We start from the raw sequence: 23088 nt of genomic DNA on the forward strand, positions 1-23088 counted from the left end.
TATGCGTTATTTGCACTATATTCGCTCCACTATCTATAACATCCATGTGTATCCACCACTTTCTGTTTTCTATCCATCACTTCTCGCGTTCTATCCGTCACTTTTCCTGCTCTATCCGTCACTCCAGCTTTTCTAACCGTCACTCCATGCATATCCACCACTTTCGGTTTTCTATCCATCACTTCTCGCGTTTTATCCGTCACTTTTCCTGCTTTATCCGTCACTTCGGCTTTTTTATCCGTCACACCGCACTGTATCCACCACATTCGGTTTTCTATCCGTCACTCCATGCGTATCCACCACGCCACCCACAAAAAAGCTACAATTCAGACCGTCTGAATTGTAGCTTCCCTTTTATTCCATCATCCAATACTCCCTATGCTTTTTTGAACCTTCTGCTTTCAATGGGAGCTGCTGGAGCAGCTTGTAGGCGACGTTCGGCGAATCGATGGCAAAGAATTCGCGAAAGCTTTTATTTGTCAGCTTTGGGCCTACTAGTAATCGATAGTCTTCGAGGTCTCTTTTCAAAGCATCCCGGTCCACTAATCCACAGCGTGGGCAATGCCATTTTTTATAGGAATAGCTCATTGGCTGGCCATTTGCGCATTTTGGGCATATCACACCTTTGACCATGTCCTCGAATGGCACTTTCACTGCCCTTTTCACTTTTTTATGCATGGACATGAGGACCCTGGCAAATCGAAAGAGTTTTTCTGTCTCTACAGGTTGATGTAAGTCTAACCATTTTTGTAGGTGCACTCGTAATCCTGTTACATGAAATATTGGCTGTCCTTGAAAACCTTCTGATAAAATCCCATTTTTTGTTGCTAGCACGACTGCATGCAGAACTGGTAAATGAAAGTGTTCTCGTTGTAACAGCCTTTTCATCCATACCACATGTCGTTCAAGTTGAAGAAATGGATCAGTCATTCCCTCCAGGTTGCCTTCACCAGTTGTACGTGTAAATTGTGCAAATAAAGCATCGTAAGAGAGAATCCCTGTTATATTTTTTATCTCTAAAATGAGTAAAAATTGACGACACAGAAAAATAGTATCCATTTGATGGGTGGAGCCGAAGTCATTCATTGTTTGAAAATCATGGAGAAAATAATAGGGGGAAGGTAAGTCTAGCTCAAGCCATTCTGCATCTACACGCTGCTCACCGGCGAAGCCAGCTTTTAAGCGTCTTACATGCTCACAATAATTCGAGTACTCACTATGAGTTACTGGGAGTCTTCTGACAATTACTTCTAGTGTCTTCTGTGTTTCCGATGTTCGACGTGCTAATAAAATCATTTATTCACCTCCTGTCTTGATTATATAAAAAAAGAACCTCAACAAATGAGGTTCCTAAAAACTTGTCATATACATTTAGTAAAATAAATCTTTCATTCATTTCAGCAGTTCAAAAGCCTTTGCTTTTGAGCATCCATTTACTCGTGCTATCACTTTTCTATACATTCTTCCGTAATAAATACAAAAAGTAAGGTGCGCCGATAAAGGCAACAATGATACCCGCTGGCACAGTTGCGGTAGCAATAGCAACACGACCAATTGTATCTGACAGCATCAATAAGCTTGCGCCGATAAATAAAGTCAGTGGTAAAAAGAATTGGTAACGTGGGCCGACAAGCTGCTTAGCAATATGAGGTGCCATTAAACCAATAAAGGCAATTCCACCTGTCACAGAAACAGCTGCTGCTGCTAGTGCCACAGCGACAATTAGTAAGCGTAACCGTTCACGCCCAATATTCATCCCAAGACCAACCGCTGTTTGCTCCGTCATAGCCAAGACATTTAAGACATTGGATTTATAGAAAATATACGGAATCGCCAGGACTAGCCAAGGCACTAAAGCCCAGAAAAATGGCCAATCCGTGCCCCAAACACTACCTGCAAGCCATTGGGCAATAAATTGTACATCACTACGCTCTGCTGAGGAAATTAACACCATCATTACCCCTGATAAGGCAGAAGCTACCCCTACCCCAATTAAAATCAATTGGAAGGGTTGCACTCCTTTATTGCGTTGATAGGAGAAAAAGTAAATGCAAAGGGCAGTTAAAAGAGCACTACAAAATCCTACAACTGGCAATATATAAGCAAAGTGTGGAAGATCACCATTTACAAGTAAATAAAAGACTGTAATCCCGACACCTGCTCCTGCATTAATACCAATGATCCCTGGATCTGCTAAATCATTGCGTGTAACCCCTTGTAGGACAGCACCTGCTAAAGCTAATGCCATCCCTGCTGCTGCTAGTACCAACATTCTTGGTAAGCGGACTGAGAATAATACGAAGGACTCTTTAAAACTACCATCGCCTAGCAAGGTTGGGATAATGCGATCAAATGAAACAGAGGCTGGCCCTAAAGAAATGCCCAGAACAAAAATTAATAACGTGACTACAAGCCAAGTAAAAAGCCATTTCCGCTGTTTTTTGCGACCTTCTTTAAACAAATTGGCGTCCTCCCTTCCGTACTAATAGTAGGAAGAATGGTAGACCAAGAATCGAAACAATCGCTACAACTGGCGTTTCAAATGGTGCATTAATCATACGTCCTGCAAAATCAGCCGTCACCATAAACCAACCACCAACAATAGCGCTCATCGGTAAGACAAAACGATAGTCTGTCCCTACAAATGCGCGAACAATATGCGGTACCATTAAGCCAACAAATGCTAGATTCCCAACAAGAGCTACGGCAGAGCCTGCTAAAATAACTACAGCAAACATCATAATACCTTTAATCAATGTTGTATTTTGCCCAACACCGACCGCTACTTCTTCATTTAAACTTAAAATCGTTAATTGACGACTAAAAGCAAATGACAATAGTAGACCGAGGATGATCACAGGAACGATCAGTAACGCCTGCCATGTTGTACCAATAAAACCGCCACTCGTCCACATCGATACATCCTTGGAAATTTGAAATAAGATGCCTGTGCCTTCAGCAATCGCTTGTAATAAAGCGGTAACTGCTGCACCAGCTAAAACAAGTCTCAATGGAGAGAAGCCTTTCTTAGTAGAAGCACCAATCCCATAAACGATCATCATACCAATTCCAGCTCCAATAAAGCAGGCTAAAATTAATGAATAATAGGAGAATTTCGGGATAAATGCCATCGTTAAAGCAAGGGCAGCATTTGCCCCTGCTGTTAAACCAAGTAGCCCTGGATCAGCTAATGGATTTCGTGTAACCCCCTGCATAATCGCTCCCGCAACCGCGAGTGCACTGCCAACAAAAATAGCAGCAATGATACGAGGAAATCGAATTTCACGTAAAATCGTGTAATGCTTGCCACCACTTTGTCCGACAATTGCTTGATAGACATCCTGAATGCTCGTATTCGCTGCACCTATGCACAGCGAGATACCAGCCGTGCCGATTAATACGAGCAATGCAAGCAATACCTGAAGCCAAAATGGAAACTGTCGAAACTTTGTCATTTGCCTTCGCTACTCTCTACTAATTATTGTAAAAATTTCTCTTCAAAGAACTTTAATTGATGTTCTAATGTAATCGGGTCATTGAAATAAAAGGCATTCGCATTCACTTCAAATAAATGACCATTTTTCACCGCCTCTAAATCTTTAAACCATGCTGCGTCTGTAAAAGTGTTATCTTGATCTTGGAACATACTGAAAATCACATAGTCCCCTGCATAGTCCCCTAAAACTTCTTGAGAAATAGCATAGTAGCCTGGCTCTAAAGCTGTTTCTTTTACTTTCTCAGGCATTTTCAAGCCCATTTCTTGATATAAAATCTCTGTTCCACGACCCCAGTTATCGCCATAAATATAAAATTGTTTATTAAAGTTTTCTGCCACTGTTACAGTTGCATCTTCACCAATTTTTTCTTTAATTTTTTTACCTGATTCTGCTGCACGTGCTTTAAAATCTTCTACCCATGCCGTTGCTTCTTTTTCTTTATTTACAACTTTACCGATTTCAATAAATTGTTGTAAATAATCCACTTTCCCATACGTAAATAATACAGTTGGTGCAATTTCTGCTAATTTATCAGCATTTTCAATGCCATTTAAACCAATGATTAAGTCTGGTTCTAGCTCAAGAATTTTTTCAATATCCGTATTTTCAACAACTACTGCATCTTTAATAGCATCTTCAAAGTTTGGATTTTTTGCTGCCCATGCATCTACACCGACAACATTAACATCAAGCTGTAATAAATCTCCTACAAAAGAAGATAACACGACTACACGTTTAGGGTTTGCTGGTACTTCAATAGGACCTGCCTCAGATTGATAAGTAATTGTTTCTGCTGAAGTCGCTTCTTTCGATCCTTCATCAGCCTTTTCTGTTTTCTCTTCTTTATTGCCGCACGCCGCTAGGACTAGTACGAGCATCATAAACATTGGTAATAACCACTTTTTCATTGTCATTCTCCTTTAAACGCTTTGTAATAAGTTATATGTAATGCACATTGGTTTGTTTGTTCGTGGATCTTGGCCAATTACAGCATCAATATTAAACACTTTTTTTAATACTTCTGGAACCATGACTTCCTCAGCTGTTCCAAATTTTACAAGCTCTCCTTGTGACAGTGCCACAATATAATCAGAGAAACGTGCAGCTTGATTTAAATCATGGAGTACCATGACAATCGTACGCCCTTGTTCTTCATTCAGCTTGTAAAGTAACTCTAAAACCTCTAATTGATGTGCCATGTCTAAATATGTTGTCGGCTCATCTAAAAAGATGATGTCGGTTTCTTGAGCTAACGACATTGCAATCCATACTCGTTGACGCTGTCCACCTGATAAAGCATCCACAGATTGCAAGCGGAAGTCTTCGGTTTTTGTCACTTGTAAAGCCCAGTCAATGACCTCTTTATCTTTCTGTGATAAATTGCCAAAGCCCTTTTGATAGGGAAATCGACCGTAGGATACAAGCTCTTCCACTGTTAAACCATGTGCACTTTCTGGGCTTTGCGGTAAAATGGCAAGTTCTTTCGCCAATTCTTTCGTGTTCATCTTGGAAATATTTTGACCATCCAGAATGACCTGTCCACTCTCATGCTTTAAAATACGTGTAATGGCCTTTAATAAGGTAGACTTGCCACAACCATTTGAACCAATGATGGTTGTGATTTTGCCATCTGGAATTTGCAGCGATAAGTCATGCACAATCGTTTTATTCTCATAACCAACACGAATCGATTCAACTTCTAAACGCAATTTGGACCCTCTCTTTCTTTTTACTTCTTTCCATGCTATGATATGCACAGTTAAAAATGATAATCATTATCACTAGAATTAGTCTAGTTTTATGATAAGATTTTGTCAATTACTTTTTTACTATTTATTAAGGATGTGGCAATAAAAATGCAACATGTATATGATGTGACAATTATTGGCGGAGGCCCTGCTGGCTTGTATAGCGCCTTTTATAGTGGTTTACGTGGATTAAAAACAAAGTTAATTGAAAGTCAATCACAGCTTGGTGGAAAAGTATTACTTTATCCTGAAAAGCTGATTTGGGATATTGGTGGGCACCCCCCTGTGTTAGGCGAGCAATTTGTAAAACAATTGATCCAGCAAGCTAAAACATTTGACTCTACTATCCTAACAAACACAAAAGTAGATTTTATTGAACGACAAGAAGATCTATTTATTGTACATACGGCAACTGGTGAAAAGCATTATTCGAAAACAGTCCTACTAGCGGTTGGTGGGGGTATTATTAATCCTCAAAAACTAACACTGGAAGGTGCTGAGAAATATGAAATGACCAATTTACACTATACCGTCCAATCCTATAAACGTTTTGTGAATAAGGATATCCTTATTTCTGGTGGTGGCAATGCGGCCATTGATTGGGCTGTCGAACTGAGCCCAATTGCTAAAAGTGTGACAGTGGTTTACCGAAAGGATACATTATCGGCGCATGAAGCAACAGTAAAGGAAGCCATTGATGCTGGGGTCCTTATTGAATGTAATACGACTATTACGAAACTTTTAGCAAATGATGATAAAACGGCTATTCAATTAGTAAGATGTGAAAATTCAAAAACGAAGGAAAGCTACACTCGTCAAATTGATGAGGTTATCATTAGTCATGGCTATAATTGTGAAGCCTCCCTCACATTTGATGAAGCGATTTCGATTCCCAAAAAGGATGATTATTATTTTGAAGGCAAAGCCACAGGCGAAACAGCACAGCCTGGTATTTTCGCGGCAGGAGACATTTTAACATTTGAAGGAAAAATTAATTTGCTTCTTGGGACATTCCAAGATGCAGCCAACGCGGTCAACTCTATTAAAACTTATTTAGAGCCAACAGCTTATCGTCATGGCATGGTGTCCTCTCATAATGAGCTATTTAAAGAGAAAAACCGCTCCATTATCGAAAAACAACTTGTCCCAGCCCAGTAATCCTCAACAGAAACCCTCTTAAAGATAACATTCTTAAGAGGGTTTCTTTCTTTTATCTGAATAAACTTAATAATGCTCCCATCTGTCTTAACATATTTACGCCATTCGTAATCGTCCCAGCATGCCCCATGATTGTATTTAAATCTGGCAATCTCCCTAATCTAAGAGCTTGAAATTGCTGATTGGGTGGATAGTTAGGTTGCATCGTTCTACCTCGAAATGGAGGACCAAAAGTTCCTATCTGGTTTGACGGATAGACTCCTCTTCTATAATTCGGCTGAAAATGTGGCATTTATACACCTCCTATCTAAAAGCTCTTCACTAGTATATGTGCGTCATTTATCAAGGAATTAGACGTATGAAGAAGTGGTCAAAAATAATATATTTCTGTCCTATAAAATAATATGGAATGCTAGCTCGTAAAGGAACCATACTAGTTTTCTTTTCATACTATATGAAAAAAGAAGGTGGTTTTCATTCAAGGCTCTAATTATCTCCAGTTTTTAGCAAAATTTGGTGTTGGCGGCGCCCATCCTGGTGGCATTAATCTATCAAAAGAAATATGGAAAGCAGAGAGCATCCAGCCAACCTCTCATCTTTTAGATGTTGGTTGTGGTACAGGTCAAACAGCTGCCTTTTTAGCCTCTCACTATGCAGCAAATGTAACAGGCATCGATATCAATCCTATTATGATAGAAAAAGCACGTCATAGAATGCAAAAAGCACGGTTACCAGTCAACATCATCCAAGGTTCAATTGAGGAAACATCGTTACCTAATGAAGCCTTTGACTTTGTTCTTGCTGAATCGGTTCTTGCTTTTGTTGATAAACAACGTGCATTGCAAGAAATTTTCCGTTTATTGAAACAAGGTGGCCGCTTGGTTGCCATTGAATTTACCATTCCTACGTTGCTTTCCTCTCAACTAACAGACGACATCCAACAATTTTACGGATTTGATGCTCTCCTCACAAAAAAGGATTGGGTAGCCCTCTTGCAACAGACAGGATTTCAAGATATTCGCATCCAAAAAAATAAAACTATTTCAACCAAGCCTGAATTCGATGTTTCTAAACATATTGAATCCGAGCTGTACGATGTCATGGATCAGCATATTTCGATGAATGAAAAGTACGAAAACATTTTAGATTATCGCATCTATTCCTGTTCAAAATAATCTTCTAACCAGCATCCAAGTGTTGCTGGTTTTTTGTTATGACACCTGTCATATAGTTTCTTTGACTGGTGTGAATAGGTTTCTCCTTCTTGTTTTTTTATTATGAATATAAGAAAAACAAAGAAAGAGTGATAGAACATATGCAAACACAACAAAGGCTCCCTTTTATCGATATGCTAAGAGGGTTCGCGGTCTTAGGAACTCTCGGAACGAATATTTGGATTTTTGCTTATCTTGGCGATTTATCGTATATCACTACGAATAACTATTCTGGCTGGTGGTCTTTCAATGATTTTTTACGAATGTTAGTACTATTTTTTGTAAACGGAAAGTTACTAGGCTTATTAACGATTATGTTCGGGGTAGGTCTACAGTTAAAATACCAGCAAGCACTTCGTAAAGGAAATGCTTGGCCTGGCGTGTATCTTTGGACCATTGTCTTTTTAGGGTTGGAAGGACTGCTTCATTACACACTTGTCATGGAATATGATATTTTAATGAGCTACGCCGTTACAGCTTTCATCGTGGCTTTTCTAATCAAATTAGGCGACAAAGTCATGACATGGGCTTTCTATCTTTTAGGTAGCTTTCACGTCCTCCTGATTCTCTTTATTTTTGGCATTACCTTACTTGGGGCTAGCGTTTCCTTAAATGGTATGGAGACTGTCGCTGTCCTCTATGAAAATGGTACTTGGCTAGCGCAAGTACAACATCGCCTGACAAACTTTTTATTTTATCGCACGGAAGCTATTTTTATTATCCCTATGAATGTTTTTTTATTTATACTTGGCGTCAAGTTCATGCGCAATGAGGTTTTTTCAGCAACGAACAAAGGACATCAGGCTCGACAAAAACTTTTTAAAATCGGTGTCTTCATTGGCATTCCTTTAAATCTTCTTATTTTTATCCCCGGGGGGCTTTTTGATTTACCTGTTCGCTATTTATGTGCGCCGATTCTATCGATTGGCTATATTGGAATTTTAGGTAAACTGGTAGAATATAAGAGGCTAGAATGGCTTTGGCAACGATTTGCCAATGTCGGCAAAATGTCATTGAGCTGTTATGTCCTGCAAAACGTGCTTGCATCTATTATTTTTTACGGCTGGGGGCTTGGCTTAGGTGGGCAAGTTAATAGCATTGTTATTATATGTATTTGGCTAGCCCTATCTTGCCTACAGCTAGTTCTAGCGTCATTTTGGCAGCGGCAATTTCACATTGGTCCGATGGAATGGATTCGAAAAAAAACGATTCAAGCTATGACACAGTAATAAGCAACAAAGGATGGTGTAAGCAATAAAAATATACCCCAGAGAACAAGTTAAACATTATTTAATCATCGATGTTGTATCCTTGGTTGTCTTGGTAACGATGGTATTATGGTCTCATTCAGTACTCCCTTTCATGGCTAAAATAGCTATCTTAGGCTTGTATCTAGCTGCTTTCTATATGTCTTTATGGAATCGAGATTGGAAGTTACTACTTGCCTCACTTGTAGGCTTCCTTCTTATTAACATCCTTGCCATTTACGAGGATATCTTCATGCTTATCTTCGGTTTTACCTTCGCCGATTTATTAGGAAGAGCCAAATCCAAATGGCATATTGCTAGTGGGATGCTTGGTATGGCTGTCATGTTTTTAATCGTTCTGAGGATGACCACGGATTCCCTAGTACCCGCTGATTCACAGGTACTAGCATCCATGATGATCATTCAATTGGTATTCCCTGTCCTCATTTATTTTGTAGAAAAGTCGAAAAACCTACAATCCAAATTGGCTGATGTCAATACACAGCTTGTTCAACAAGAGGAAAGACAGCGTATTGCTAGAGATCTTCATGACACGATTGGTCACACCCTGACGATGATTAAAGTCAAAACAGAACTGACCACTAAACTGATCGACAGAGATCCTTCAAGTGTCAAACAAGAATTAAATGACATATTAGCCACAACACGTACAGCCTTAAAGCAAGTACGTGAGCTCGTATCCGATATGAATTTTGTGTCTCTACAAACGGAGCTGCTACACTGTCAGCAGCTTTTACAAAGTGCGCATATTACTACCACTATTAACAATCACTGTCCTAAAATCGTTCTTTCGAGTGTAGAGGAAACCATGTTAGCTTTATGTGTACGTGAGGCTACCACTAATATGCTGAAGCATAGTCAGGCGCAGAGCTGCCAGATGAAGATCCAATGTCAAAAAGGACAATATACTGTTGCTATTCAAGATGATGGAATTGGTTTGCAACAAGAGGGACTTGGCAATGGCATCAACTCGATGAAAGAAAGAATGCGTGTTCTTCATGGTTATGCCCTGATTGAAGGCAATACAACGACAGGTACGAGCGTGTTATTCAGCATACCAATTCAAGATGGAAAGGAGCCTCCGACATGATAAGAGTTTTACTAGCAGAGGACCAACAAATGTTACGTGGTGCCTTAACATCCCTTTTGTCATTTGAACCAGATATTGAGGTAATAGCTGAAGTTTCGGATGGTCAAAAAGCGTGGGACTACATTCAACAGGAACTACCCGATGTTTGCCTAGTAGATATTGAAATGCCCCATCTTTCAGGGTTAGAACTTGCTGAAAAAATCAAAGTGGCTAATTTGCCCTGTAAAGTGATGATTGTCACAACGTTTGCACGCCCTGGCTATTTACAAAAAGCAATGGATTGTGAGGTACACGGTTACTTACTGAAAGATGAACCGATTGATTATTTAATCGCTACTATTCGAAAAATCATGCAGGGTGAAAAGGTGGTCAGTAAAGATTTAGCCGCTACCTTGTTTATGAAGGAGCAAAACCCTTTAAATGAGCGAGAAATCGCTGTGCTACAACTGGTGAAGGTAGGCTTGACCACCAATGAAATTAGTAAGCAATTATTTTTAACAAAGGGAACCATTCGTAATTATTTATCCACCTCTATTCAAAAGCTACAAGTAGAATCCAGACAGCAAGCTGCTCAGGTAGCTAGTGAAAAAGGCTGGCTATAACAAAAAATCTCGCCACAGCCGTGACGAGATTTTTATCATGTTAGAATAAAATACATTACATGAAATAGGTTTCAGGTTTCAAATGACAGATTCATTATTTTATTAATTTCTTATTATTTTCCTTGTAGGACTACATTTGTCGCTGTAGCCCAGTTGTTTAATGGGACAACTGTATAGCTTACATTTGCTTTTAACGTGCCACCGTTCGCAAGATCGAAAATACCTACAGCCCCTTTACGTGATGAGTAGCGGTATTGTGCTTGTAATGTGCTACCATCATTTCCTTTTAGCTCTACACTTCTGCCAGCAAGTAAATCTGATTGTGGATCGTTTGTTAATTGTAATTCAAATGATTTATCATCAATTGCTTTAACAGATTGTAGTACAAACGGTGCGATTTCTTTCGCTACAAAGCTCTTTACATCAATCTCAGCCCATTGTGAGTACACACGATATGTCACACCTGGCTTTAACGTTTGACCTGCTGGTAATCTAAATTGAGAAGCTTGTCTGCCATCAGCTGCTTGTGTAAATGGTACATAATTAGCGACAAACTCTTCTCCTTCACTTGTTTTCACTGTTACATAGCGATCACGTAAAGAAGAAATAATATCAAAGCGTTTGCCACTAGCATCACGATTTTGACGGTCTAAGCTAAATGCAAGATTCCCACGTCCTGCACGGTAAGCTTCAATGATATTGGCATAATCCACAACGCCATCCTCCTGGAATGCTTCCAGTGTAAAAGTATCATTTGTTACTTGCTCTACATTTCGTACAAATACTTTCTCATCTGTGCCTTCAAAAACTTTATTGCGTTGTTCTTTATAGCTCAATGTATAGATGAAGTCATCTTCTTGGAACGTTACAGGTACAATATATGTACTCTTAGAACCTGTCATTAATCGAGGAACATTGACAATCTCTAAATCTCCATTAAAAATAAAGTGTTTTTTAATAGCATCTAAATTGTTCAGATCTACATCGGCTGCTGCTAAAGGCTGGTTAAATATAATTTGTAGTGTCATTGTGTTTAATGGCTTAATGTTGGTAATTTTCGCTACCTGCTCATTTTCAGCTGCTGCTACTGCTTTATTATTTGCTGCATCTGCGTTTAACGGCTCACCAAATGTTACTAAACCTGCTGATAATACTGATAAAGCTAATGCTGCTGGGACAATACGTTTACTTAATTTCATCTTTTTAACGCTCCTTTATGGTGTAATTTGGTTTACAATATTTATCATAAAGTCCATATCTAAACTGCCAATAAATAAACTATTAAAAAAGAATTAAAAAATCGGAAAAATAATTTAAGAACAAAAAACTGTTTAGAATAGTCTCTACAGTTTTGATTATTTTGCTCCTGCTGCGATAAGGATTTTTTCAATCTCTTTAAATCCTCGCTGTTTCGCATGCTGTAATGGTGTCACATTATTTTGATCTGGAATGTTGACATCCGCACCATGATCAATCAACATTTGAATGACCGTTTGCTGTGTTGGGTTGCCGTTATTTAAAATGATTGCTTCCATCAATGCCGTCCATCCCAGATGATTGACATGATTAACATCAATGTTTGTGGTAGTTAATAATTCCTCAATAACCTCCATGTGGCCATGCTCAGATGCCGGAATTAATGCCGTTCCCCCATAGCGATTTACAATCGTAGGATCTGCCCCTGCTTGAATCGTTAACTTTAATAGATCCAGATAGCCTTCCGCACCTGCATATAGAAAGGGCGTGTTTTGCATATCATCCTGTATGTTCACATCAGCACCTGCATCTATTAGTAATTTCGCTGCTTCAACATCCTGATTGTACGTGGCAATCATCAAAGCTGTTCGATTGTTTGAGTCTTGCGCATTTGTATCCACTTTTTGGTTTAAAACCTCTTTAAGTGCGTCCAAATCTCTTTTTTCTACTGCTTGAAACAAGTGACTAGTCACATCTGTAGCCATCTCCTCTTTTCCCCCTTTTTCAAGCTTTATAGCCTCCATATCATTTGAGGCACATCCCTGCAATAAAAAGGATAAAGCTATGATGACCGCTTGCATCTTCTTCATCTGACATGCACCGCCCTCTCTGTTTTGATGGATATCGTTCTGTCCCTAGTTTACAAGTCATTGTTAAATTGCCAATTAACCATTTCTTAAAAAAGTCTAAAATTTCATAAAAAAATACCACGTCAGGACGACGAGGTATTTTATCTTAAACATTGAAGCGGTAGCCCGCACCCCAAACAGTTTCCAAAAACTTCGGTTGTGCTGGATCACGTTCAATTTTTTCACGAAGCTTTCGGATATGCACGGTCACTGTGGAAACATCCGCAGCTGATTCATAGCCCCAATTTCGCTCATATAACTGTTCTTTACTTAATACTTGATTCGGATGTTTGACAAAAAACACAAGCAAATCAAATTCCTTTGTCGTAAAGGCAACTTCTTCACCATTCACAAAAACCTTACGAGCTGATGTATCGATTGTAATACCATGGATAGACATCATATTGTTCGTTGGTTGATTTGTGGCTAAACGCTCATATCTTGATAAATGCGCCTTGACCCTTGCCACAAGTTCACTTGGACTAAAAGGCTTAGTAATATAATCATCTGCCCCTAAACCAAGGCCGCGAATTTTATCAATATCTTCTTTTTTAGCAGATACAAATAAGATCGGAATATTGTTCACTGCTCGAATTTGTTTACAAATTTCAAAGCCATTCATACCTGGCAGCATAATATCTAAAATAATTAAATCATAATCACCATGAAGCGCCTGCTCCAGCCCCTCATCACCATTATGTTGAATATCTACCATAAAGTCATTGATTTCTAAATAATCTCTTTGGAGCTCTGCAATGCTCACTTCATCTTCAATTAGTAGTATTTTTTTCATGATCTTTCCCCTTTTCCTCAGCTTTTTTCAATGAAATGAATATGCTTGTTCCCTTTGTTAACTCGCTCTTCGCCCAAATATCGCCGCCCATTTCAAGAACGATTTGTTTCGCAATTGCTAATCCAAGGCCACTTCCACCTGTTTGCGAATTTCTTGAAGGTTCTGCACGGTAAAAACGATCAAATATATGTGGTAATGCGGTAGGCTCAATTCCCGTTCCGTTATCTGTCACTTGAATAATCGCATCCTCTACTCGCTCATGCAGGGAAATAATGATTTGTTTATATGGTTTATCCATATATTTTTCACTATTACTTAATAAATTGGCTAGTACACGTCTTAATTTATCACGGTCTGACATTGCAAAAAGCGGTGAACCTGCTGATATATACTGTAAATGAATATCTCTTGCAATGAAGTCAAAGCTAGCATCCTCTACATAATCATGCATATATTGTTGAAGATTCACACTTTCCATTTGGAATGGCACCTTTTTCAAGTCTAATTTAGAAAATAAGAATAACTCATCAATCAACACATCCATATCCTTGGCTTTCGTATAGATAGTTGTTAAATATTTGTCCATTTTCTCCTCGGTATTTGCCACACCATCTTTAATGCCCTCCACATAGCCAATAATTGAGGTCATCGGCGTTTTTAAATCATGGGAGATATTTGACAATAGTTCTTTCCGATTTTCTTCATATTGAAGCTGAAGTTGTACAGATTCCTTGAGCTTAACTCTCATTTCCTCAAACGATCGATTGAGCTGACCAATTTCATCATTAGAACGGGATGTAATTTCAAAATCTAAGTCACCCGATTTAATCCGTTCAGCACCTTCTTTTAAAGCTGTGATAGGATTGATGATACTTCTAGACACTAAATAATTTAATAAGCCGATAATCATCATAAATAATACAAATAAGATACCTAAAAGAATGGGTAACAGTTCTCGCGTTACCTCCGCATGGGAGCTAACCTCTCTTAAAACAAAAATACTGCCTTCCGTTTTATCTGGGAAATAAAAATCAAACTTAACATACGTATAAAACGCTTGATTAATCATGATCGTGTCACGCGAATTAATATTGGTCGCTTCAAAACCAGGTAAACTTTGGAGTAATAATTGTTTATGCTCTTTCTGCGTTGAATAAACAATTTGATGGTCTTTTCGCACAAAGATTTCAATGGAAGGAGCATTTATTTTTTCTAGCTGTTCTATATCTAATAGCTGCTGGGGATTATTTTTAGCCAATAATTTCAAATCTAAAAAAGCATTTTCCTCTACCGTCGTCAAAGGCTTCTGGACATAAGACTTTTTGTAAAAATGCTCAATCGCTTTGACATCACCTGTGATCGCAAAGGAAAAAAGAAAAACAGCTGCCAGTAAAAGCGTGATGGCAATAATAATAACACCTACATATGATAGCAAAAACCTTGTTTTAATCGACATCTACATTCCCCCAATTAGCTGAAACTACTAGCAATGTACCATACAAATCTTAAAACTTTATAAAATCGTGCTGAAAAATCTATAAATAATTTTCAGCATCAGTATAGTATCCCGCTCACGCAAAGGAAATAATCACCTATTTGGCACATATGTCTTCCTGAACGATGTAGTTAAAGGAAAATATAAAAATCATGAAAGAAAAACTTCAAAAATCAACTTTCTACTATGACAACAGTTGTAACAAAAGATAATATTATTAAGACATCAGGTTAAGGAAATAAGAAATAATTTATCTTAAAAGGAGTATATTATGAGATTAAAATTTGAAATAGAAAATGATGTGTCAGTCCTCCTAGATAAAAGATATGGTTATGACTTTTATCTCGATAGCTTTCTAGAAGTATTAGTACATAATATAGATAGCGAGTTTTCACTCTTCTCAACTACTATGCATAGTACAATCATCATCACATTTACGGAGCTATTAATTGAGCTATATAAAACAGGTCATACACAAACATTTGATCCTTTTGGAAATGCAAATATTTATACGTTAGAACGAATTAGCAATGACCTAAAAATTACAAACTTAAGTGCATTTGGTGATCAAGTAGAATATGTACATATACTTAATTTTACAGATTTCACTAATGCTTATTCAAAAGAGATGGAACGGTATTTAAAAGCTATGATGGCAGTCGAAGCTAATATTGCAGAACATCCAGATTATGTATTACTGTTTGAAAGGCTAAATATGTTGAAGGATTTAAGGAGAGAAAAAGAGTAGCAAATGCTACTCTTTTCTTTTTTACTTTTAGTTAACTAAAGCAGATTACTGTTGATGGTTATCAATTTCGATAAAATGCGATGTTAATAAAATTTCTTAACGAAAATGCAGTAACAACCAAGGGTAAGCCCTTGTCATTACTTCATTTTTCTAATGTTATGTAACATGTGAATAAATATTAAAGTTTGACAGAAATAGAATATATGTTGAAGTTTGAAAAAGCAGGAGATGGTTTTCGTATACCAATTCCCCCACTTTTACCTGTTTGCACCTTCTAAAGGCAACTCCAATACTTACACCTGAAATACCTAAAAATGCAACTAATGCTAAAAATACCAAACGAAATTCCATAACAAAATCTCCATTTATTAACTTTCAAGGTTATAATAAGGTATATAAAAATACCAAATCCACCGCATTATTAGTCTAATATAAAGTATATTTTTTACAACATACATATAAAAAGGAGATAAAAATATGAAAATCCAATCGAGTAATACATCAAATTATTTGAAAGTAGAGATAAATAAAAATATAAAAAATGAAAGTCTTTTAAACTTATTTAGACATGAAGATGAGAATAATGAAGAAGACAAAAAAAATAACAAATCTAGGCTTGAAATCAGAAATGAAAATGGTTATATACGTAAATATATTGTGAAACCAGATGGACAAAGAGTACTTATTATGGAAGTTAAACAAACCCAAGAAAATATAAAAGAGTCCGGCGATTTAAATGATATTGCTCAAGATATGTTGATGCAACAACTTGAAAAATCATCTAATCCACAAAAATATGAACAGATTACTTCTGTTTTAGAAAAAGAGAAAAATATTTACAAATACAAATCAAGTATTTAAGGGTGTTGAAATTTGATGAATAAAAGATACTCCTCCTTCTTAGAAAATGGTTATAACATTCCTAGTTAAATTAAAAGGGAGGATTCAATGGGAGAATATGAATATGTTAGAAAAGCAAGAGATTTTTAAGGCATACAAAAAAATACGGCACATTTCCTGCTGTGCCGTATCCATATTATCTTTATTTAGTTTCTTCTGCTCTTAATTTCTTTTTTGTTTGCCATCCTAAAATGATGAATTCAATCAACACGACAGCGATTAAAGATATACCAAACAATGGCATTATAATACCTAAAATAATGAGGAAGATCACGAAAGGTAGCGACATTTTATGTGATATTTGTGGTGGTGCAGACAGTGCACCTTTTTTCCTACGTAAAATCCATGTGCGAATTCCCCACACAATTACTGCTAAAAAGGCTAAACAAACTACTAAGTTTAAAAGCTTATTTGGCCAGCCAAATAAATGACCTTCATGTAAAGGAATTCCCCATGTAAAGAACTTAGCCAACATACCATAATCCTCGTAGTTGACTTGATCAATAAACTTGCCGCTATATTGATCAAAATACATAGTTGCTTCTTCTGTAGGCTTGACATCGAGACCTGTTACACCAGAGTTACCAGCCTTAGCCACTGTGTATACGCCTTCTCCGTTTGACGGATAAATAATCGAATAAGGTTTGGCGATATTCATAGCAGTGATTTCTTTTTCAAGATCAGCAATCGCAATTTGGTTGTCATTTGTATAACGGACAGCACCGCCACCATGATGCTGAGCATGTTCACCCTCAGATGTTGGGGCCTCTAATTGACGAGTTGCCCAAGGAATTTCAGACACATCGGATGTTGGTGGCTTTTGCTGTAATAATGGGTAACCGAAAGTTGGACTTTCTGACGCTATATCTGCTAGTATCGAACCTTGAAAAGCAGACCATAAAAGCCCTGTAGAAATGAACATCACCATAGGAATGGTAATGATTGTCCCAACAAGCGCATGGTATCTCTTACTTTTTTGTCGTTTATTTTCCGACTTGCGCTTTTTCAATAAATCTCCTTTAAAAGTCATATAAAGTCCGGATAGTAATAAAAAGATTGTCCAGCATGCCGCTAGTTCTACTAAATAATTGACAAATGTACCACCAATAAATAGTGAGCTATGCGTATTTCTCATAATATTAGAAAATGTATAATTGGCATCTTGACTACCAACCATTTGATGATGATCATCTAAAAATACGTATTTCTCTTCTTTCCCGTTTGATAATGTTAAACGAGTATTATAAGGTTCTTCCAACATAATTACTTTTGTAGTGGAGTATCCTGCAAATGCAGATTCAGCTTTTTCCACTGCTTCATCAATCGTTAAGACCTCTTCTTTATGGCTTTCGCCAAAAAAATAATCATCATATAATCGATTTTCTACATCTGTAAAGAACAAATAACCAATCCCACTTAATGTGAGAGATAGCAGTAATGGCGTAATACAAAGGGCTGCGAAAAAATGCAATCGCCAAAACCTTGAATAAAGCAGATTTTTCATTTTTGATCTCCAATCTATTTTATCAAATACGCCTCACCGTAATTGCCGCTGACGTTTCGCTTTCGCGCAGTAAAACAATGCGACCAGATTTTGAAGAGGAGCTTGGTCGGAAAGTTCCTCTTCAAAATCTGTGATATCCGCTTGAGGCTTTATCTTGATTCAGTGAGCATTTGAACACTCAATTTGCATTCATCTCTCCCTAGCGAGGAGAAGCCTTCTGTACTTAACACTTCACTTTCAGTACAAACATTTGCTGAATGAAGATAAATATCAAATTTATTATATAAAGTAAAAGTGAAATATGAATGAAGTCCTAAAGGCAGTTTTATGACAAACAAATGTATTCCTAGTGGTATTATGCTATTTATGAGACTAAAAATAATCATAGCCAAACCAGTTTTGACACAAGTTTGGCTACGATTTAGGATAGGTTTATAAACTCATATTCACAAGAATTTTACATTGACTACGATCTTTCATTAATGCTTCAAAGCCTTTTTCTACGATATCCTCTAAAGCAATCTGGCTTGTAATAACTGCCTGCCCATCGATCACTCCACGTGCCAGTAATCGAATGACCTCAGGGAAAATATTCACGTAAGCAAATGATCCGCTAATTTTTACCTCAGGAGAAACGACTGCATTCGGATTGAATTCAACTGGTCTTTCCCAAACACTCACAATTTTAAATTCGCCACCTGGATGAACAGCACTTACGCCGCTAGTGAAGGTTGCTTGTACACCAGCTGCGTCATACGCAACATCTACCCCACCATTTGTTTTTTCACGAATGTATGCGACGGCATCTGTGTCGATTGGGTTAATGACATAGGTTGCACCCAGCTCAAGCGCTTTTTGGCGTCGTTCATCGGAAACCTCTACTACAAAGATTTCACTTGCCCCAGCTGCCTTTACAGCCTGTAAGATTAATAAGCCAATGGGACCTGCCCCAAAAATAGCAGCTGTATCCCCAAGCTTTAATTGACTTTGACGAACAGCATGAACGGCTACTGCTGTGGGTTCAACGAGTGCACCTAACTCTAAACTCATGTCATCAGGAAGATGATAAATATTTTCTTCACGAACAACAGCATATTCAGCAAATCCTCCTGAAATCGTATAGCCGTAAGACTGCCCGCGTTTACATAAGTTTGAATAGCCACGTTTACAGTTATCACATTTGCCACATGGGATAGGAGGTTCTACTGCCACACGATCTCCAACTTTCGTCTGTGTCACTCCGTCTGCTACTTCCACAACAACCCCTGAAAATTCGTGACCTAATACGGGCTGTGTACGGAATGCATAAGCTCCTCCTACATATTCATGTAAATCACTGCCACATATTCCTGCAAATGCGATTTTTACTTTCACCATTCCCTCTTCTAGTACTGGTAGTTCTGCTTCCTCTACTCGAATATCTTTCATGCCATAAAATTTTGCTGCTCTCATTGCGATTACCTTCTTTTTAATAGTTTGTTTGAAGACCATTTAACACGAAATTGACTGCAAGCTCTGCAATTTGTTCAGGTGTTAATGGCAATGCTGTTCGATTTAAAAATGGATTATTGAGTGAATACATTAATGTCCCCATGATAAAGTTAAGGGCCACATCAATGGAATCAAAGTGAATCGTTTGCTGCTCTAGACAAGCTTGTAAAATCGTCCGAAGTTGCTCCCAAGAAGGTAAAAAAACATCCTTCAGCATCTCTATGCGTGGACTATTCATAACAATCTCTTGCTGTAAAATATCAATTAATTCATGTTCATGGATGCGGTAAAGGACAAAGTTCCGACAAAAGCTACTAAGCGCTCCTAGTGAATCATCGATATCATAATTCGCATTCATAAAAGTGTGGCGGAGCGGTTCAAATAGCGCATTAAAGACATTTTCTTTGCCGCCGAAATGATAGGAAACAAGTGCGAGTGACACATTTGCCTCATCACAAATTTGTCTCACCGTTGTTCCATCGTATCCTCTTGAAGAAAACAAGGTTTTTGCTGCTTGTAAGATTTGATCTTTTACCTCTTTATTCTTTTCTTTTTGTCCTAAATCTAACTTATCGATTGGTCTCACCTCTTTTTTGAACAAACGTTCAAAACAATTGTTCAATCAAATCTTACGCTTCCTAAAATAGGTTGTCAATAAATGCGCAAATAAAAAAGCTACTCCAAAAAGAAGTAGCCCTCAAAAATAGATTATCCAATTAATTCTTTCATTACATTGGCGTACGCTACTAAAATAGATTGCTCATGCGCCGCATCATGCCCAACATATTGTTCAACAAGCTCCTTCAAAGGTTTTGGCTCTTGCATAATTTCAAATTTAAATAAACTTTCATAGTACTCAACAACTTGTGGATTCATGTGGACCACTCCTTTAATGATTTACATAAAAAAAACATCTTTCCCTCATTAGAAAGATGTCTACTATGACAAATACACGACATAATACGGTGATTGCCATATGGAAATAAGCATTCTATTCTTCATAGAAGCTACCCTATTAGCAATCATCGTACTATGAGCATGCAGGAGAATTTCTCTAGTCACACTCAACACCCCCTATCCGCGTAGGTTTTTTGGCTGTACTAGATAAAGGCAGGTCTCCTGGCTTATGTTCATCACACCTTTCACCTTCCCATTACAAGACGTAACAGTGGTCTCTTGAAATGTGCTCCCATTCACAGTTGCGGGACAGCGTCGGATTTCCACCGATCTTCCCTTTTAAACAAATCCAACATCTGGTTTGTACCTTTATCCTATTATTCCGTTTTTATTATTATACCATAAGGTTTATACGATCTTAATAAATTACTAAAGTCTAGATTTGTCTACAATTCCTGTGCTTTCTAGCACTTTTTAGATGCTATCCACCTATTTTAAGGAGGATATTGCCAAAACTAATCAGATTAGTTAAAATGAAAATATAATTAGTTTCATAGGAGGTATCATTTAAGTTGAAAGTTTCGAATATTGGTACAGTTTTTCAATTGTCATTTATGCCGAGATTATTTCCTGTTAATTGTTATTTTGTAGAAGAAAAACACGAGTTGACACTTATTGATGCAGCATTACCATATAGTGCAAAAGGTATTATGAATGCAGCTAAAAATATTGGAAAACCGATTACGAAGATCATTATTACTCACGCACATAATGATCATATAGGGGCATTAGATACACTAAAAGAATTATTACCCGATTGTCAGGTGTACATTTCTTCAAGAGATGCACTCTTGTTGGAGGGAAATGATAGCCTGCTTCCAAATGAAAAGCAAACACCCCTCAAGGGAGGCCTTCCTAAAAATATTAAAACTAAACCGGACTTATTACTGAAAGATGGTGAACGCATTGGCTCATTAGAAGTGATTGCAACTCCAGGTCATACACCTGGTTCCATCACTCTTTTTGACACACGCAATAGAAGTTTACTTGCCGGGGATGCCCTCATAACAAGAGGAAAGCTAGTCGTATCGGGTATGATGAATCCGTTGTTCCCGTTTCCTGCTTTAGCTACATGGGATAAAAGCACGGCTCTTGAAAGTGCAAAAAAAATAAGTGAATACCATCCAAGCCTACTGGCTGTTGGGCACGGAAAGATGTTGATGCAGCCACAGGAACTTTTGGAAATAGCAATAGCAGATGCAGAAAAAAGTTTTTACAAACAAAATAGGAGATGAAAAAATGTCTCGTCGGATGAAGTTAGATTTATTGATTATTTTACAAAAGGCAACGGAATTAGTTGATGAACACGGTTTAGATCAACTTTCAATCGGGCTATTAGCAGAAAAATTGGAAGTGCGACCACCCTCCTTGTATAACCATCTTGATGGATTACATGAATTGAAGCAAAAGTTAGCCATTCAAGGCGTAAAAAATCTTCATACGTATATGCTACAAGCGGCAGTGGGACGTTCTGGGGATGAGGCTATTCGTGCAATTAGTCAAGCATATATTCAATTTGTTCGCGAGCATCCTGGGCTATATGATGCTAGTACTCGCTTTCCTAATGCTAATGATCAAGCATTGCAACATGCCCAAGAATCTGTCGTGCACCTTGTACTTCGCGTACTAGATACCTATAATTTGCAAGAAGAAATGGCAATTCATATGGTTAGAGGTTTACGAAGTATTCTGCATGGATTCACTTCCATTGAACAGTTGGGGGGATTCGAGATGCCACTTGATATTAATAAAAGCTTTACAATCCTCATAAATACCTTTATTGAAGGCATTCATGCAGTGACGCTGAATCAAAATGAAAATTAGACTTTCAATAGACTAATCGTAGATTTCACCATACTATTTCAAGTATTTAGAAATTATACTATAATTAACTATAAGCATTTGCAAAAGGAGGCATAACTATGATCACTGGTTTACATCATGTGCAAATTACGATTCCAACAGGCACCGAGGATCAGGGAAAAGATTTTTATTGTCGTGTCTTAGGTCTTCAAGAAATTGAAAAACCGGATTCTCTTAAGGGTCGAGGCGGTTTCTGGTTACAGCTTGGTCACCAAGAGGTTCATATAGGAACTGAAGATGGCTTTGATCGATTGTCCACAAAGGCTCATATTGCGTACCAAGTGGAAGATATTGATTACTGGAAGCAGAAGCTAGCCGAACATCAAATAGAAATATTAGACGCTGTACCTATCCCACATTATGAACGTTTTGAATTTCGAGATCCATTTGGGAATCGAGTAGAAATCATTCAGGCAATCGCCTAAACTGTCCTTTTTTGGGGCAGTTTTTTTATATGAAATCCTCCCATATTACAGTCTACTGAAACATTTGTAATAAAACTGTAAATTCCCTCGAGAAAGCCAGTTATAGCAGGTGTTGAAGCCCTTTCCCCTTCTCCCCTGGCAACATTTACCGCCAAGAAGCCCTATATTTTCATGCTACGATTATTTCCAAGGCAAAACTATACAGGAGAAATCCTACTAGACACTTCAGG

Annotated in this window: 26 protein-coding genes and 1 riboswitch; of the genes, 10 read left to right on the top strand and 16 right to left on the bottom strand. The window is 37.8% G+C overall.

The genetic code is table 11. The features are described from left to right. Nucleotides 1–29 precede the first annotated feature (29 nt). From AO843_RS04610 to AO843_RS04635, 6 genes are all read right to left on the bottom strand, one after another. Entirely contained in the window at nt 30–266 is a 237-nt protein-coding gene (locus AO843_RS04610) for a hypothetical protein (RefSeq protein WP_054609988.1), read from the bottom strand. An 88-nt stretch (nt 267–354) separates the two neighbouring features. Next, on the bottom strand, nt 355–1296 hold the full coding sequence (locus AO843_RS04615) for a nuclease-related domain-containing protein (RefSeq protein WP_054609989.1): 942 nt from the start codon (nt 1294–1296) through the stop codon (nt 355–357). A 157-nt stretch (nt 1297–1453) separates the two neighbouring features. Beyond that, nucleotides 1454–2461: a FecCD family ABC transporter permease gene (locus AO843_RS04620; protein ID WP_054609990.1), complete on the bottom strand. Its 1008-nt coding sequence runs from the start codon at nt 2459–2461 to the stop codon at nt 1454–1456. Continuing rightward, nucleotides 2454–3455, bottom strand: coding sequence for a FecCD family ABC transporter permease (locus AO843_RS04625; protein ID WP_054609991.1), 1002 nt, complete (start codon nt 3453–3455; stop codon nt 2454–2456). Before AO843_RS04625 ends, AO843_RS04620 begins: the two co-directional genes overlap by 8 nt. Before the next feature lie 23 nt (nt 3456–3478). Then, nucleotides 3479–4405 carry an iron-hydroxamate ABC transporter substrate-binding protein gene (locus AO843_RS04630; protein ID WP_054609992.1) on the bottom strand — a complete coding sequence of 309 codons (927 nt, stop codon included), beginning with the start codon at nt 4403–4405 and terminating at the stop codon, nt 3479–3481. Nucleotides 4406–4417: 12 nt separating this feature from the next. Further along, nucleotides 4418–5206 (bottom strand): ABC transporter ATP-binding protein, encoded by a 789-nt coding sequence (locus AO843_RS04635; RefSeq protein ID WP_054609993.1) that lies wholly within the window; start codon nt 5204–5206, stop codon nt 4418–4420. A 147-nt stretch (nt 5207–5353) separates the two neighbouring features. Between AO843_RS04635 and AO843_RS04640 the strand changes: the two genes are divergently transcribed. Further along, nucleotides 5354–6403: an NAD(P)/FAD-dependent oxidoreductase gene (locus tag AO843_RS04640; protein ID WP_054609994.1), complete on the top strand. Its 1050-nt coding sequence runs from the start codon at nt 5354–5356 to the stop codon at nt 6401–6403. A gap of 52 nt (nt 6404–6455) precedes the next feature. Here AO843_RS04640 and AO843_RS04645 read toward each other — a convergent pair whose 3' ends face one another. Further along, a complete protein-coding gene (locus AO843_RS04645) occupies nt 6456–6695 on the bottom strand; it encodes a hypothetical protein (protein ID WP_054609995.1) in 240 nt (79 codons plus the stop codon). Nucleotides 6696–6870: 175 nt separating this feature from the next. On the opposite strand from AO843_RS04645, the gene AO843_RS04650 reads away from it, so the two are divergent. The 4 genes from AO843_RS04650 to AO843_RS04665 all read left to right on the top strand — a co-directional run bounded on the left by AO843_RS04650 (nt 6871) and on the right by AO843_RS04665 (nt 10577). Next, a complete protein-coding gene (locus AO843_RS04650; RefSeq protein WP_082389387.1) occupies nt 6871–7578 on the top strand; it encodes a class I SAM-dependent methyltransferase in 708 nt (235 codons plus the stop codon). A 140-nt stretch (nt 7579–7718) separates the two neighbouring features. Beyond that, complete coding sequence (locus AO843_RS04655) at nt 7719–8846, top strand: DUF418 domain-containing protein (protein WP_054609996.1); 1128 nt, start codon at nt 7719–7721, stop codon at nt 8844–8846. Nucleotides 8847–9348: 502 nt separating this feature from the next. After that, on the top strand, nt 9349–9975 hold the full coding sequence (locus AO843_RS25530) for a sensor histidine kinase (RefSeq protein WP_369814407.1): 627 nt from the start codon (nt 9349–9351) through the stop codon (nt 9973–9975). Then, complete coding sequence (locus tag AO843_RS04665; RefSeq protein WP_054609998.1) at nt 9972–10577, top strand: response regulator transcription factor; 606 nt, start codon at nt 9972–9974, stop codon at nt 10575–10577. The genes AO843_RS25530 and AO843_RS04665 overlap by 4 nt, the downstream gene beginning before the upstream one ends. Nucleotides 10578–10690: 113 nt before the next feature. Here the strand turns inward: AO843_RS04665 and AO843_RS04670 are convergent, their stop codons facing one another. The 4 genes from AO843_RS04670 to AO843_RS04685 all read right to left on the bottom strand — a co-directional run bounded on the left by AO843_RS04670 (nt 10691) and on the right by AO843_RS04685 (nt 14931). Continuing rightward, the gene (locus tag AO843_RS04670; RefSeq protein WP_054609999.1) at nt 10691–11776 is read right to left on the bottom strand and encodes a hypothetical protein; all 1086 of its coding nucleotides are present in this window, start codon (nt 11774–11776) and stop codon (nt 10691–10693) included. 156 nt (nt 11777–11932) lie between these two features. Further along, entirely contained in the window at nt 11933–12643 is a 711-nt protein-coding gene (locus AO843_RS04675; RefSeq protein ID WP_082389388.1) for an ankyrin repeat domain-containing protein, read from the bottom strand. A gap of 145 nt (nt 12644–12788) precedes the next feature. Then, nucleotides 12789–13475, bottom strand: coding sequence for a response regulator transcription factor (locus tag AO843_RS04680; protein WP_054610000.1), 687 nt, complete (start codon nt 13473–13475; stop codon nt 12789–12791). Next, complete coding sequence (locus AO843_RS04685; protein WP_054610001.1) at nt 13453–14931, bottom strand: sensor histidine kinase; 1479 nt, start codon at nt 14929–14931, stop codon at nt 13453–13455. Before AO843_RS04685 ends, AO843_RS04680 begins: the two co-directional genes overlap by 23 nt. Nucleotides 14932–15241: 310 nt before the next feature. Between AO843_RS04685 and AO843_RS04690 the strand changes: the two genes are divergently transcribed. After that, on the top strand, nt 15242–15718 hold the full coding sequence (locus AO843_RS04690) for a hypothetical protein (protein WP_054610002.1): 477 nt from the start codon (nt 15242–15244) through the stop codon (nt 15716–15718). Nucleotides 15719–15874: 156 nt separating this feature from the next. Here AO843_RS04690 and AO843_RS04695 read toward each other — a convergent pair whose 3' ends face one another. Then, a complete protein-coding gene (locus AO843_RS04695) occupies nt 15875–16069 on the bottom strand; it encodes a hypothetical protein (protein WP_054610003.1) in 195 nt (64 codons plus the stop codon). 126 nt (nt 16070–16195) lie between these two features. On the opposite strand from AO843_RS04695, the gene AO843_RS04700 reads away from it, so the two are divergent. Continuing rightward, on the top strand, nt 16196–16579 hold the full coding sequence (locus AO843_RS04700) for a hypothetical protein (RefSeq protein ID WP_054610004.1): 384 nt from the start codon (nt 16196–16198) through the stop codon (nt 16577–16579). 181 nt (nt 16580–16760) lie between these two features. On the opposite strand, the gene AO843_RS04705 is transcribed toward AO843_RS04700, so the two are convergent. From AO843_RS04705 to AO843_RS24835, 4 genes are all read right to left on the bottom strand, one after another. Next, nucleotides 16761–18122 (bottom strand): PepSY-associated TM helix domain-containing protein, encoded by a 1362-nt coding sequence (locus tag AO843_RS04705; protein ID WP_054610005.1) that lies wholly within the window; start codon nt 18120–18122, stop codon nt 16761–16763. 432 nt (nt 18123–18554) lie between these two features. Beyond that, nucleotides 18555–19574, bottom strand: coding sequence for a 2,3-butanediol dehydrogenase (locus tag AO843_RS04710; protein ID WP_054610006.1), 1020 nt, complete (start codon nt 19572–19574; stop codon nt 18555–18557). A gap of 16 nt (nt 19575–19590) precedes the next feature. Continuing rightward, nucleotides 19591–20235, bottom strand: coding sequence for a TetR/AcrR family transcriptional regulator (locus AO843_RS04715; RefSeq protein ID WP_231630068.1), 645 nt, complete (start codon nt 20233–20235; stop codon nt 19591–19593). Between the two features lie 86 nt (nt 20236–20321). Continuing rightward, on the bottom strand, nt 20322–20489 hold the full coding sequence (locus tag AO843_RS24835; RefSeq protein WP_197278871.1) for a hypothetical protein: 168 nt from the start codon (nt 20487–20489) through the stop codon (nt 20322–20324). Between the two features lie 215 nt (nt 20490–20704). Next, nucleotides 20705–20896: riboswitch (cobalamin riboswitch) on the bottom strand. 186 nt (nt 20897–21082) lie between these two features. Here AO843_RS24835 and AO843_RS04720 point away from each other — a divergent pair. The 3 genes from AO843_RS04720 (at nt 21083) to AO843_RS04730 (ending at nt 22858) form a co-directional block, all read left to right on the top strand. Next, entirely contained in the window at nt 21083–21805 is a 723-nt protein-coding gene (locus AO843_RS04720) for an MBL fold metallo-hydrolase (protein ID WP_054610007.1), read from the top strand. 4 nt (nt 21806–21809) lie between these two features. Beyond that, nucleotides 21810–22394 carry a TetR/AcrR family transcriptional regulator gene (locus AO843_RS04725; RefSeq protein ID WP_054610008.1) on the top strand — a complete coding sequence of 195 codons (585 nt, stop codon included), beginning with the start codon at nt 21810–21812 and terminating at the stop codon, nt 22392–22394. A 98-nt stretch (nt 22395–22492) separates the two neighbouring features. Further along, the gene (locus tag AO843_RS04730; RefSeq protein ID WP_054610009.1) at nt 22493–22858 is read left to right on the top strand and encodes a VOC family protein; all 366 of its coding nucleotides are present in this window, start codon (nt 22493–22495) and stop codon (nt 22856–22858) included. The last annotated feature ends 230 nt before the right edge of the window (nt 22859–23088 follow it).

The sequence above is a fragment of the Lysinibacillus sp. ZYM-1 genome, from assembly GCF_001308875.1.
Classification (GTDB): domain Bacteria; phylum Bacillota; class Bacilli; order Bacillales_A; family Planococcaceae; genus Lysinibacillus.

What these genes read in the sequence shown, in the direction of transcription:
- AO843_RS04610 (WP_054609988.1), bottom strand. Translation starts at nt 266, where the DNA reads ATGTGGTGGATACAGTGCGGTGTGACGGATAAAAAAGCCGAAGTGACG.
- AO843_RS04615 (WP_054609989.1), bottom strand. Translation starts at nt 1,296, where the DNA reads ATGATTTTATTAGCACGTCGAACATCGGAAACACAGAAGACACTAGAA.
- AO843_RS04625 (WP_054609991.1), bottom strand. Translation starts at nt 3,455, where the DNA reads ATGACAAAGTTTCGACAGTTTCCATTTTGGCTTCAGGTATTGCTTGCA.
- AO843_RS04630 (WP_054609992.1), bottom strand. Translation starts at nt 4,405, where the DNA reads ATGAAAAAGTGGTTATTACCAATGTTTATGATGCTCGTACTAGTCCTA.
- AO843_RS04640 (WP_054609994.1), top strand. Translation starts at nt 5,354, where the DNA reads ATGCAACATGTATATGATGTGACAATTATTGGCGGAGGCCCTGCTGGC.
- AO843_RS04645 (WP_054609995.1), bottom strand. Translation starts at nt 6,695, where the DNA reads ATGCCACATTTTCAGCCGAATTATAGAAGAGGAGTCTATCCGTCAAAC.
- AO843_RS04655 (WP_054609996.1), top strand. Translation starts at nt 7,719, where the DNA reads ATGCAAACACAACAAAGGCTCCCTTTTATCGATATGCTAAGAGGGTTC.
- AO843_RS04665 (WP_054609998.1), top strand. Translation starts at nt 9,972, where the DNA reads ATGATAAGAGTTTTACTAGCAGAGGACCAACAAATGTTACGTGGTGCC.
- AO843_RS04670 (WP_054609999.1), bottom strand. Translation starts at nt 11,776, where the DNA reads ATGAAATTAAGTAAACGTATTGTCCCAGCAGCATTAGCTTTATCAGTA.
- AO843_RS04675 (WP_082389388.1), bottom strand. Translation starts at nt 12,643, where the DNA reads ATGAAGAAGATGCAAGCGGTCATCATAGCTTTATCCTTTTTATTGCAG.
- AO843_RS04680 (WP_054610000.1), bottom strand. Translation starts at nt 13,475, where the DNA reads ATGAAAAAAATACTACTAATTGAAGATGAAGTGAGCATTGCAGAGCTC.
- AO843_RS04685 (WP_054610001.1), bottom strand. Translation starts at nt 14,931, where the DNA reads ATGTCGATTAAAACAAGGTTTTTGCTATCATATGTAGGTGTTATTATT.
- AO843_RS04690 (WP_054610002.1), top strand. Translation starts at nt 15,242, where the DNA reads ATGAGATTAAAATTTGAAATAGAAAATGATGTGTCAGTCCTCCTAGAT.
- AO843_RS04695 (WP_054610003.1), bottom strand. Translation starts at nt 16,069, where the DNA reads ATGGAATTTCGTTTGGTATTTTTAGCATTAGTTGCATTTTTAGGTATT.
- AO843_RS04700 (WP_054610004.1), top strand. Translation starts at nt 16,196, where the DNA reads ATGAAAATCCAATCGAGTAATACATCAAATTATTTGAAAGTAGAGATA.
- AO843_RS04705 (WP_054610005.1), bottom strand. Translation starts at nt 18,122, where the DNA reads ATGAAAAATCTGCTTTATTCAAGGTTTTGGCGATTGCATTTTTTCGCA.
- AO843_RS04710 (WP_054610006.1), bottom strand. Translation starts at nt 19,574, where the DNA reads ATGAGAGCAGCAAAATTTTATGGCATGAAAGATATTCGAGTAGAGGAA.
- AO843_RS24835 (WP_197278871.1), bottom strand. Translation starts at nt 20,489, where the DNA reads ATGAATCCACAAGTTGTTGAGTACTATGAAAGTTTATTTAAATTTGAA.
- AO843_RS04725 (WP_054610008.1), top strand. Translation starts at nt 21,810, where the DNA reads ATGTCTCGTCGGATGAAGTTAGATTTATTGATTATTTTACAAAAGGCA.
- AO843_RS04730 (WP_054610009.1), top strand. Translation starts at nt 22,493, where the DNA reads ATGATCACTGGTTTACATCATGTGCAAATTACGATTCCAACAGGCACC.